Source organism: Novipirellula sp., assembly GCF_041583735.1.
GTDB lineage: Bacteria > Planctomycetota > Planctomycetia > Pirellulales > Pirellulaceae > Novipirellula.
Genome location: NZ_JBFHFD010000231.1, coordinates 1 through 12,189, shown reverse-complemented (window position 1 = coordinate 12,189; position 12,189 = coordinate 1). Strand labels below are relative to the sequence as shown.

Annotated in this window: 9 protein-coding genes; 6 read left to right on the top strand and 3 right to left on the bottom strand. The window is 55.5% G+C overall.

Annotated elements, in window-relative coordinates:
* The coding region (locus tag ABX962_RS17635; protein ID WP_372721355.1) for a serine aminopeptidase domain-containing protein at positions 1-1,593 on the top strand (1,593 nt) is incomplete at its 5' end.
* 228 nt (positions 1,594-1,821) lie between these two features.
* Here ABX962_RS17635 and ABX962_RS17630 read toward each other — a convergent pair.
* The 3 genes from ABX962_RS17630 to ABX962_RS17620 all read right to left on the bottom strand — a co-directional run bounded on the left by ABX962_RS17630 (position 1,822) and on the right by ABX962_RS17620 (position 5,462).
* On the bottom strand, positions 1,822-3,123 hold the full coding sequence (locus ABX962_RS17630; RefSeq protein WP_372721354.1) for a DUF11 domain-containing protein: 1,302 nt from the start codon (positions 3,121-3,123) through the stop codon (positions 1,822-1,824).
* 26 nt (positions 3,124-3,149) lie between these two features.
* Entirely contained in the window at positions 3,150-3,911 is a 762-nt protein-coding gene (locus ABX962_RS17625; protein WP_372721353.1) for a hypothetical protein, read from the bottom strand.
* 156 nt (positions 3,912-4,067) lie between these two features.
* Positions 4,068-5,462, bottom strand: coding sequence for a hypothetical protein (locus tag ABX962_RS17620; RefSeq protein WP_372721352.1), 1,395 nt, complete (start codon positions 5,460-5,462; stop codon positions 4,068-4,070).
* 228 nt (positions 5,463-5,690) lie between these two features.
* Here ABX962_RS17620 and ABX962_RS17615 point away from each other — a divergent pair, with 228 nt between their 5' ends.
* The 5 genes from ABX962_RS17615 to ABX962_RS17595 form a co-directional block, all read left to right on the top strand.
* Positions 5,691-6,755, top strand: coding sequence for a hypothetical protein (locus ABX962_RS17615; RefSeq protein ID WP_372721351.1), 1,065 nt, complete (start codon positions 5,691-5,693; stop codon positions 6,753-6,755).
* A 90-nt stretch (positions 6,756-6,845) separates the two neighbouring features.
* Positions 6,846-8,120, top strand: a complete 1,275-nt coding sequence (locus ABX962_RS17610) for a TMEM43 family protein (protein ID WP_372721350.1) — start codon at positions 6,846-6,848, stop codon at positions 8,118-8,120.
* A gap of 475 nt (positions 8,121-8,595) precedes the next feature.
* On the top strand, positions 8,596-10,545 hold the full coding sequence (locus tag ABX962_RS17605; RefSeq protein ID WP_372721349.1) for a PrkA family serine protein kinase: 1,950 nt from the start codon (positions 8,596-8,598) through the stop codon (positions 10,543-10,545).
* Between the two features lie 9 nt (positions 10,546-10,554).
* On the top strand, positions 10,555-11,844 hold the full coding sequence (locus ABX962_RS17600; RefSeq protein ID WP_372721348.1) for a YeaH/YhbH family protein: 1,290 nt from the start codon (positions 10,555-10,557) through the stop codon (positions 11,842-11,844).
* Between the two features lie 58 nt (positions 11,845-11,902).
* The coding region (locus ABX962_RS17595) for a SpoVR family protein (RefSeq protein ID WP_372721347.1) at positions 11,903-12,189 on the top strand (287 nt) is incomplete at its 3' end.

Sequence of the window (12,189 nt, the reverse complement as noted above, 5' to 3'; positions counted from 1 at the left end):
TGTCATTCGATCGGTCACGAATATGCACGTGGCTATCGCAATTTGCAGCAATTGGCCGTTCAGTTGTGCAGCGTGGGATTTGACGTGCTGCGGTTTGATTACGCCAGCACCGGTAATTCCGATGGGGCGTGTGCCGAGTTAACGGCCCAGCGGATGCAACGAAACTTGATCGACGCGCGTGATTACTTGATCGAACAAAGCGGTGCAAAACAGATAGCGGCAATCGGACTGCGACTTGGGGCCACCATTGCCGCCTCGCTGCCCGACGGCAGCTTTGATCACGTCGTGTTGTGGGACCCGATCGTCGACGTCAGCGAGTTCCTCAGGACGATGGACCAATGGCACCGCCGTCAACTGACCGAATTGCGCCGTTTCAGCACGATCCGCGTTGCCAGCGAGATCGACCAAAGCTACGGACACGCGATGTCGCCCGAGAAGCGACAGAGTTTGACGTCACTTCGGATACCGGCAAACGCCAAACACGTCTCGGTGGTGGTCAGCGAGCAAGGTTTAACGTCGCCTGCCGAACGAAGCTGGTTGGCGTCACAAGCCGACGTGGCTCGCGTCTCGGATGATATTCGCTGGGACGCACAACGATACACCGAAAGTGCATTTTCGTCGCCGGAAACCATGAAAGCAATTCTCGGGATTTTGCAGCGAGCAGAGGACGACGACGTGGCCTCCACCCCGCGTCATCCCGTGACAACACAGACTAAGCCAGCACACGCCAAACCGACGAAAACCAAATCCGCAGACTCGAAAAACGCCGTCGTGTTTGGCCGCTACGAACACCTGCTTGGCGTTTGGCAAGCATCGACTGCGACACAGCAATCCGATACCGCCGCGATTCTAGTCACCCCAGGGATGCTGCACCACGTCGGTCCATTCCGCATGTACGTGGACGTTGCCAACGACTTGGCCCGTCGCGGCATCGCGTCACTACGCTTTGACATTTCCGGTATCGGCGAAAGCTTCGGCGTGGGTGTGGGAGGACGCTCGATTGACCGTGCCGCTGACGAAATCAGCCAAGCAATCGACTGGATTTTTGAAAACACCAAGATGCAAAAGATCGTGCTGTTTGGCTTGTGTAGCGGTGCCGACGATTCGCTGCATGCTGCGGTTCGCGATGATCGCGTCACCGCCGTGGTACCGATGGATGGCTGTGGATACCGAACCCCCGCGTACTATTGGCACCGATTCCGAGGCCATCATTTGCACCGATTACTGCGACCGAGGAAGTGGTGGGAAGTTACGCAGCGATTGCTCGGCCAAAGCAGCACGGCACCGCGATCGTTACAACAAGGAGACGACATCCGCGAGTTTCCGTCGCGAGAAACTGCAGTCGCGGAATTAAGTAAACTCGCGGATCGCAAGACGCGACTGCACTTTGTCTACACCGGCGGCGTGGGTATGTATTATAGTTATGCCCAACAGTTCTATGACATGTTCCCTGAACTCGAGGGACGCGACGAAGTTTCGATGTGCTTTCATCCCGCGATGGATCATGTTGCGTATTTGTGCGAAGACCGAGCGGCGCTCGTCGAGCACATTGGATCTCAGATTGGCGAGATCGCAACGCATCGGAATCCGTGATGCAGCATCCGCGATGCATGTCGTAGCGAATCGCTTGTTCTGACCACGAGAATCCCACCATGTCCCAGTGCCCGAGCACAATGGTTGGATGGCAGGCGGTAGTGGACGAGGCTACGAGTCCTGCAGCTTTATCCAGCCAAAAAGGACTCGTTGCCTCGTCCACTACGGAAGACGCCGTCAGTTATTCTTCGCCGCCGCTCGGGGCAAGCAGCGTTTAGCGAACCTTGTTTAGCGAACCTTGCACTGGAATCGAATGGTGACGCTTTCGCCGACCTTCAATTCGTCCGTCAACTTCCACTGCAACATCAACGATTCGGCTTCGTTCCGTTTAGTCGAGAATTCAGCTCCTCCGCTACACGTTTGACTCTCTGCCACATATTCCAAGCGTGTGGTCAAGTTGTCGGTCAATGTGACATGATTGACGGCCGAATCGCCTACGTTTTCCACTCGGATAGCGAACGAGACCACTTCGCCGGGCTGGGCGTGTTGGCGGTCGGCAAACTTGCCAATCTGTAATCGACCGGCATCGGGAAAGTCGTAGACTCGCATCTCTTCGACTCGCAAATCGCGAGTCAATGTCGGTGGCTTCAGATCTTCGATTGCCACTTCGATCGATTCTTCCACACTCCACGACACCGCCGCACTTGCAGCTTCCTGTAGCCGTGCGAGTTGGTTTTCTTGCAATTGCCCCAAATCCAACACCGACAAACCGGCCAATGCCGCCAAAACGTCTTCGGCCATCTCGGGCTGCAGCACGTTTTCGATACGTACGCCACGATTGCGGTCTCGCATCGCGTCGATTCGTCGGGCGACGTCGGCGTGGGCAAGGGCTTGAGTATCGTTGATCACTAACCCTGGCAAATCTTCTTGAATCCGATTGAGTCCAACGTCGTGCTTGACGCCGGCAACCCCGATCACACGTCCCCCCGAAGCGGCACCGGTGATTTTTCGCACCGAAGCAAACCGCGGTGCGTAAACGCAAACCCGGTTACTTGCTTTGACCTCGGTATCGCCGGCTTCGGTCATGTAGTGAACGACGGTATCTTCGGCGTCCAGACCGGCCAGTGTATTGTTGCGGCGAACGGCAACATCTTGATGATGATCCCCTCCGTCGCATAAGAATTCGTTCGGATCGACGCCGTGTGCATTCCAGCCGCCGCCAGCATAAGTGGCGTAGCCTTGCGGGCCACTTTGGCATGCGTTTGGATCCCCAGCAGCACATCCACCGCAACCACATGCTGCAGCATTTTGTGCGTGAGTTTGATGCCGTTGCCAAGCGACCTGCTGGACCGCAGGATTCCACTGCGTTTGCGGCGTATGCATCGCGGCGGCGTGAGGCGTGGCCATCGGTGGTGCGGCATTGGCCGGAGTAGGCTGTGGAGCCTTTTGCGAGGCATACCCCGGTTGCGTTGGCATTTGCTTGGATTGCGGCAACTGACATCCCGTCAACACAAATCCCGCCAATAGCGTTACGACCAGCATCACCAAGCTAACGCGTTGGCGGCCGTGATCATGATTCAGTTCATTCATCAGAGCGTTGTCTTTTGGGGCCCGCTTCATTGCTGTGATCCCTGCTCGGGTTGATAAATCGGCGTCCAAGCTGGGTAGCCAAAGAAGAACTGCGGCATCAAGGCGGCCGCCCCTGGAGGGGCAACCGAACCGATGCGAACGATCGCAACGGGACGTCCCATTCGATCGGCCACTTCCAGTGCGTCTTGGTGCTCCGAAAGCTCAATGGCTCGTGATGTCTGTGGCGTTTCGGCGAGTGGGAATGCGGTCGCCGGATCTTCTAAATAGATCACGCGAGTGACCAAACGGCCTTCGAGTGCCGCTTCGAGATCATCGTGGTCCAAGTTGATTGGAATTGGATAGGTCGTCGCCAAACCGGGTGGCGGGTAAATGCGATCAATCAATTCAACGGTAGGATACAACTCGGCGCCTTCGGCACCAGGAATACCGGTGATCCGAAAACGATAAACACCTCCGATCAACAACCCCACTTGCAGCGACGGGTCTTCGGCACCGAAGAACTCGCTGCCCTGAGGCATCGAAAAACCGACCCCTTTGGGCCCCGAGAATGCGACCGGTTGAAAGTAGTTTTGGACGGGGCCGCGGCCAGCCAGCCGTGCTTGTCCAATCACTCCGGCAGGCATGTCGCCGCGAAGGATGTGGTGACGATCACCGCTGCCGAGATAGTCGCTTGGATCCGCTGCACGTGTCGTATTACTGATCAAAACATGGCCCGACCAAATTGCCAACGCGAGAATCGTTGTTGACACCGCAACGTTGGTTCGAGTGCGAATTTGGCGAGTCATCATGAGGAACCGGAACGGATCGCGTTTAGGAGAAAATGACAGTGAGTGTCGCCTTTCGCATCGCGAGACAGCAAATTTGCTCGCCAGGCGAAAGGCAACACTCGACCCGAAGGTCGAGCGTTGGTTGCCCGAATCAAAACCAAGTGAATGGTTTTGATTTCAATTCACTTCTTCGCTGGCGTGTTGGTACAGCGGTCGTGCGTTAGGAACACCGGGGTGGATGTTCTGCTCGGTGATGTTGATACGGCTGACCGGGTTCGGGTAGCTGTATCCAGGTTGCATACGCACACCGATTTTGACTTTGTCCACAGGTTGTGGCATGTGCATCGGGGTGTGGTTACGCATCACGTGCTTCTTCAATCCCGCAGGGCTTCCCAATGGAATGTGAGGTGGTCCAGGCAACCCGATCGGGGTGCCGGAGATTGGCATTCCGTATTGAGGAGCGTTGACACCGGCGATCATTCCGGGCAATCCCATTGGCATTGAAGCACCGCCCCCGGCAGGTCCTCCACAGCCTTCGGTCATGGCCGAAGCAAACGGTGCAGGCAAACCTGCGATCGGAGGTCCCATCATTCCGCCCATCACTCCGCCACTTCCACCGGCTCCCATCATTTCGATGTCTTTGTCACCAAGGCGAATGATTGCAAGGATCGAACCCCGACGATCCGCTTCCACGATGGGATCGATTCCTGGATCAAGCCGAGTGCTGACCAGGGTATCGATACCTGCCAATGCAGGACCTTGGAAATCGGGATCGGGTAGGTAGATCACTTTGGTAACGAAGTTGCCAGTCAAGACTTGGTCAAAATCTTCCGCGGTGAACTGGATTGGTACCGAGTTGTGTGCCAAGTAGGCTCCGGTTCGTGGGTTGGCATAGGCCAGTTCCACGGTCGGATACAGCTCGACGCCTTCACGTGATGGAATGTTGGTCAGCTTCAACCGGTACAATCCTCCTTGAGGAAAGTTTTGGCGAGCCGGAACGACAAGCGGATCGCTGTCGAACATGCCGCCGCCGGAGGCATCGTAGCGAACCTGCATCCCTTCGGGTTGGCTCATGGTAACCTGGACGGTCGATGGTACGCCTGGCATCATCGGCATCATCGATGCCACGCCGCCGCCTTGCGAGTTTGCTCCAGCGGACGCGCCGCCGTTGCAATCGGCACAAGCTGCTCCGCTTCGCATGCTCGCGAGTTGGAAGTTACCTTGGCCGCCCATTGCGGGTCCCAGCGGAGCACTTCGCATGACATCCGGTCCGGCTTGACCAATCGCGCCTTCTGGCATTGGTCCGCCGCCCATCATTCCTGCAGCTCCCATCGGACCTGGGCCCATTCCACCGGCTCCCATCATTCCTGCCGCTCCCATCATGGGCATTCCCCCGCCCATTCCAGCAGCCATTGGCATCTGTCCCATGACTCCGGGACCGGGTCCGCCAACACCTGGACCCGGTTCGAGCATACGCTGTTCGGGCGGCAAGTTGTGGCGAACCGGCACGCACCCGGTGGCGAGGACCGCCGTGGCCGCCAGCAGCGACATATGAGTGACGATTCGTTTCATCTTTCCCCTCGTTCCTTGGGAGATGTGCACTCGGCATGCGGTTTCGCGAAGTTACGAAACCAGCGACCTAAACACATCCAATAAATGTTTTGTAAGTGTGAACGATCTGGGTGGACGCGTGACCGGGAATCCAACTACGATCCGTTCGGCATTCGGCCAGACCTTCTTCGTAGTTGGTCATCGGCACGCGGAGGGTGTTATCTTTGGAAAAATCGACATAACCGGACTATGAAGATTGACCGCTACAACCGCTTGATCAGCGATAGCAAATCCACAAAGGGTTTCACTGCGAGTTTCACACGTCGTCGTGGTGGATCGAATTGGATCGTGTTGTTGTGTCTCGGTGTGGTTTTCCTCACGTTTTCCGCACTCGATTGGCAAATCACCGTTGCCGACACGCCACACAGCGAAACCGAAGCGGGCCCTGACCCAAGTGACCAAGCCGCCGTTTTGGAAAATGAAGAAGCGGCAAAAAAACTTTTGCGGCGAGTCATTTTTCAGCTCGCCAGCGGCCCTGCTTTTGAATCCAAAGTACGTCAACGCGTCTGGACCACCGGTCGCGAAGTCGTCGGCGTAGGAACCTACGAACAGTCAGGCCACACCACAGGCCAGTTCAATTTTCAAATGACGATGCACGATGGCGAAGGCAAACATACGCTGCAGCAAATGAGCGATGGACGATTGGCATGGACTCGAAGCGAGGTGGCGGGCGAGATTTCGCTGCGGCGCGTCGATGTGGCCCGACTCGACGAATGGTCGGCCTCGTCCCCACGTGAAAATGCGTTGCCGTTGCGAGTGCGGGTGGGGGGTTGGATCGAATTGCTCGAACAAATCCAACCCGAGCATCAATTGCAAATCGCCAGCGGTAGGTTGCAGGGACAACCGGTCTGGGTTGTCACTGCCACGTTGCCCGAGAGCAAACAAGACAAGGTGATGCAAACCTCCGGACGCGAGGAATGGCCCACGCTTTACCCTGTCAAAGTCAGTGTGGTGATTTCCAAAGTTGGCAACAAAGAATCGGGCTTTGGAAAATTCATGCCGCTAAGGATCGAACACTGGAGCCGAGCGATGGATGAGCCCACAGATTCGGAGGCCGAAGAAATCTCCCAAGCCGAGCGTCTCATTTCGCTGGTCGAACTCTATTCGATTCGTCAAATTGCGCCGCCTCCGATCGAGCGATTCCGCTTCGAAAACCGCGATGCCGAAGTCAATTTCACCAACGAAACCGATCGTTATCTGAAGCGATTCGGGGTCAACGTGGCCGAGCTTGCACCGATCAAACACTATCGGTAGCGCTGCTTGCGTCCGTGCCCCTTTGGCCGTCAGCTATAATGCAAATCTTGTTTTGCATTCACGTCGCTCGCACGAAAAAGTTGGGGCGCCATGTACGGCAACCAATCGCATCATTCATCATTGATCCGCAGCGGCCGCGTCCTTGTTTTCTTGGCCGCTGGTCTGTTATTGCTGGGCGCAATTATGTCGCTTCACAACAGCGAAAAAAGCCTCGTGCAAACCGCAGGCGGACTCGACCAAGCCGCAGCGGCGGTGATCGAAATTGATGCGGCCGAGCCTCACCCCAAGCACGATGGTAAACTGGTCTACGTTACCGGTCGCTTAAAAACATCCACGCCGATCAGGGATAAAACCTTTGCACTTGAGGTCAACGCGGTTCGCTTGGAACGCCACGTTGAAATGTTCCAGTGGCGTGAAGTTGAAAAACGACGCGACTCGCTGTCATCAAGCGATCGCTCGATCGGCAGACGCCGAAAGGTTTATCACTACGAGAAGATATGGTCCAAACAACGGATCGATTCCTCTACGTTTCGACACGCTGGCCACGACAATCCTACGACGATGCCGTTTCCAAATCACAGCGTCCAAGCCGACGTGGTGCAACTCGGCGGATTCCGGTTGTCCGATTCGCTAATTGATCAAATCCCGCCAAGCGATCCGCTAGACTTCCGACTTGCGGATCTGTCTGCGGAAATCGCCCGCGACGCTTTCATTCACCATGATGCCCCTAACCAGTCCCCGCGAGTGTATTGGTCAGCCGGACGCGGGCGAGCGAAGCGTGACGCTCAGATTGGTGATGCACGTGTGTATTTCACGATGCGTCCGAGCAGTACCGTCAGTGTGATCTCGCAGCAACGCGGTGATTCGTTGGTCCCGTTTCGTACCGCCAAAGGCAACCCTATCGATCTGCTATCAGTGGGTACCGTTGCACCGGACGTGATGATCCAACATGTTCACGGGACGACAACACGTTCGGCATGGGGGAGCCGTTTGATCGCAACCATGATAATGATGGTGTCCATGTACTTGCTGCTGCGGCTTGGATCGCGTTGGATCAATCCTAACGCATTTTTGACCAGAATCAGCGAGCTGCAGCGATGGCGGATCGCGGTTTCGGTCGCCGTCACATTGGTCTGTTTCTGCATTTGTAGTGCCTGGGTCATGGACCACCCCAGCTACGCGGTGAGTGTGTTGGCGATTGCGGTCCCCATTATTCCCGCAAGCGTCTACGGCATCCACCCTCGCAGCGTGCCCCTGGGCAGCAACGGGCCCCATTCCCAGGCAGAACTTCGCGAAACCCGCGCGGAAGATCGCAAACGACGCAAGCGAAAACGACGACGCAGGTTGGCCAAACGCCGCGGTTGACCGCGGTGGCGTTGCTGTCGTGCGGTAGCTTTGCTGCCGTGAAGCGGCGTGCACCGGCTGGAAATACGGATGAGAGAAAAAATGATCCGCTAGCATCCTGGCGGCGTAACGGGGGAAAATCGCTGGCGAATCTACGGGGGACAATTCGTCGACGTTGTGATATCAGACTTGCTCATTTCGCCGTCTCCGCCTTCTATTTTTGGCTACAACTCGTTGTAGTTAAACGACTTCGGCTATCCGACAGAATTTGCATGATGTCAAATTTCTTGGCTCAACCGGGCTCTCTGCCTTTATAATGAATGGGACCCTGTTCACTTGATCTTTTTTATCCCGACGAAACGCAGGAATGCTTCCTGCGCACCACGCGCCGGATCCCTGTCGTCTGACTAAGCTAAAGTTGGCGACAGCAATCTCCTGGTTCTACTGGCGACTGTTCGTCGTTCTTGGTTGCGTTCTCCTTTGGAGCTGGATATCCATGACTCATTCACCTACTGACATTCTGCGACTGTATTCCGAAACTTACGAAAAAGCGAAGCAAGTCAAGCTGACGCTCAAGGAATACCTCGAAGCCGCAGGTAGCGATCCATCGCTGTATAGTTCCGCAGCCGAACGAATGGTCGAGGCGATCGGCGAACCGATCCACGTCGACACGTCGCACGATTCCCGGTTGGGCCGGATCTTTATGAATCGCACGATCAAGACGTATCCTGCGTTTCGTCAGTTCTTTGGACTCGAAGAAACCATCGAACGCATCGTCGGCTACTTTCGTCATGCCGCCCAAGGGCTCGAAGAACGCAAACAAATCCTGTATTTACTCGGACCGGTCGGGGGCGGCAAAAGCTCGCTGGCCGACCAACTGAAAAAACTGATGCAGGCGCGGCCCGTCTTTGTGTTGTGCGCCGATGACGAAGTGAGTCCGATTTTTGAAAGTCCGCTGGGCTTGTTTGATCCCAAAACGATGGGGCATGTTTTGGAAGAGGACTACGGTATCCCCACACGCCGATTGCCGGGATACATGTCGCCCTGGGCGCTAAAACGACTGGACGAATTTGGCGGCGACATCTCCAAATTCTCTGTCGTCCGTGTGATGCCTTCCGAGCAACGTCGCTGCTTGGTCGCCAAGACCGAACCTGGCGACGAGAACAACCAAGACATCTCGTCCTTGGTCGGCAAGGTCGACATTCGTAAACTCGAGCATTTTGGCCAAGACGATGCCGATGCTTATTCCTATTCGGGCGGGCTAAACCGCACGACGCAGGGACTGCTCGAGTTTGTCGAAATGTTCAAAGCACCGCTCAAGATGTTGCACCCGCTGCTAACTGCAACGCAAGACGGTTCCTACGTAGGGACCGAAAATGTTGGGGCGATGCCGTATCAAGGAACGATCGTTGCCCACTCGAACGAGTCCGAATGGGAATCGTTCAAATCCAATCGCAACAACGAAGCATTCCTAGACCGGATCTGTGTCGTCAAGGTTCCGTATTGCTTGCGGGTCACCGAAGAGAAGATGATCTATGACAAATTGATCCACAACTCGGAACTGGGCAACGCGCCCTGCGCCCCGGACACCTTGGAAATGATGGCACGGTTCTCGGTGCTGACCCGGCTAAAGGAGCACGAAAATTCGAGCCTTTATTCGAAGATGCGGGTCTATGACGGAGAATCGCTGAAGGACACCGATCCGCATGCCCGCACGGTGGGCGAATACCACGACGCGGCAGGGGTCAGCGAAGGGATGGACGGCGTTTCCACCCGCTTTGCCTACAAAATCTTGTCCGAAACATTCAACTTTGACACCCACGAAGTGGCCGCCGATCCGGTTCACTTGATGTACGTGTTGGAGCAGTCGATCCGGCGTGAACAGTTGCCCGAAGACACTGAACAGCGATATTTAGAGTTTGTCAAAGAGGAATTGGCATCGCGGTACGCGGAATTTATCGGCAACGAAATTCGCAAAGCCTATCTCGAATCGTATCATGCCTACGGGCAAAACATTTTCGATCGTTACATCGCCTATGCCGATGCTTGGATTGACGATACCGATTACAAGGATCCTGATACGGGCCAATTGATGGACCGTGAGATCTTGAACGAGGAACTTGAAAAGATTGAACATCCGGCAGGCATCTCCAACGCGAAAGACTTCCGTTACGAGGTCGTCAAATTTGCGTTGCGAGCACGTGCGAAGAATGAAGGACGCAACCCGGCTTGGACCTCGTATGAAAAGATCCGGGACGTGATCGAAAAACGAATGTTCGGCCAGATCGAAGAACTGCTGCCGGTCATTAGTTTTGGAGCCAAAAAGGACAGCGAAGCGGAGCAGAAGCACAACGAGTTTGTCGAACGATTAACCAAACGAGGCTACACCGAACACCAAGTTCGTCGCTTGGTCGATTGGTACATGCGAGTCAGCAAATCAGGGTAGTTTTGAATTATGCACGTCATCGACCGTCGTCAGAATCCGAATGCCAAAAGTCTGGGGAATCGGCAACGTTTCGTCCGCCGGGTCAAATCGCATATCCGCAAAGCGGTCAAGGAAGCGATCCGGCACCGTAAGGTCGCGGATCTCGACGGCAGCGAAAAGATATCGATCAGTGCCAACGACGTCAGCGAACCGAACTTTAACTTTGAATCGGGCGTCGGAAATCGCAACTACGTGCTGCCCGGCAATCGTGGTTACCAACGCGGTGACCGCATCCGCAAACCGAGCGGCGGGGCAGGGGGCAGCGGTGCGTCGGGCAGCCCCGACGGTGATGGCGAAGACATGTTTGTCTTTCTGCTGACTCGCGAAGAGTTTATGGATATGTTCTTCGACGATCTCGAACTGCCCAATTTGGCGAAACGCAAACTGAAGTCGATGACAACAACCTCACGGGCGCGTGCGGGATATTCGGTTGACGGCGCCCCTCAGCGATTGAATCTGCGTGAAACGATGCGGCACTCCCTATCGCGACGCATCGCCCTGCGTCGCCCCAAACTTGCCGAGCTCGATGCGATATTGGCTGAATTGGAACAAGCCAATGAACAGGGCGATGAGGAAGAGATCAAACGGTTGACCGAATTGGTCGCGGTCACCCAGCGGCGGATGAAACGAGTCAGCTACTTGGATACCGTCGATTTGCGTTACAACCGGTTCGAAATGCGGAGCAAACCGACGACGCAAGCCGTAATGTTCTGCTTGATGGACACGTCGGCGTCGATGACCGAAGACCTCAAGGATCTGGCCAAGCGTTTTTACATGCTGCTGCATCTTTTTCTGACACGGTACTATCAAGCGGTCGAGATCGTATTCATTCGGCACACCTATACTGCGACCGAAGTCGACGAGCATACCTTCTTTTATGGGCGTGAAACCGGCGGCACGGTGGTCTCGTCAGCGTTGATCGAAATGGAACGAATTGTCAAAGAGCGTTATCCGGTCGAGGATTGGAATATCTATGCGGCGCAGGCCTCGGACGGTCATAACTTTGACCATGACATGCCTCAAACGATGTCGCTACTGGAAAAATCAATCCTGCCGATGTGCCAGTATTACGCATATATTGAAGTGGGAGACGAGCCGTTAACGAGCGACAGCGTGCTGTGGAAAAACTATGAGTCGATGGTCGCGAGGATCTCGCATTTCCAGCGTGCCAAGGTCAGCGAACCCGCCGACATCTACCCCGTTTTCCACAAACTGTTTTCCAACGACAAACGTCAACGGTCTCAAACGGCGGCTGGCTAAGCGGAGCATCATCCGCGCGCCGACACTAAAAAAGAACCAATTGAGGGATGCCCACGCGATGACCGGAACGAATCTGATCTATCGTGGCTCGGAATGGGATTTCGAGTCGCTGCACCGCGCCCACGAGGCGATCGAAGAAATTGCACTCGGCGAGCTTGGGCTTGATGTCTATCCCAACCAAATCGAGGTGATCACTAGCGAACAGATGCTCGATGCCTACGCCGCGATTGGCATGCCGCTGATGTATCATCACTGGTCCTTTGGAAAACACTTTGCTCGCGAAGAGCTGCTGTATCGCAAAGGGGCTCGTGCATTGGCCTACGAGTTAGTCATCAACTCGAACCC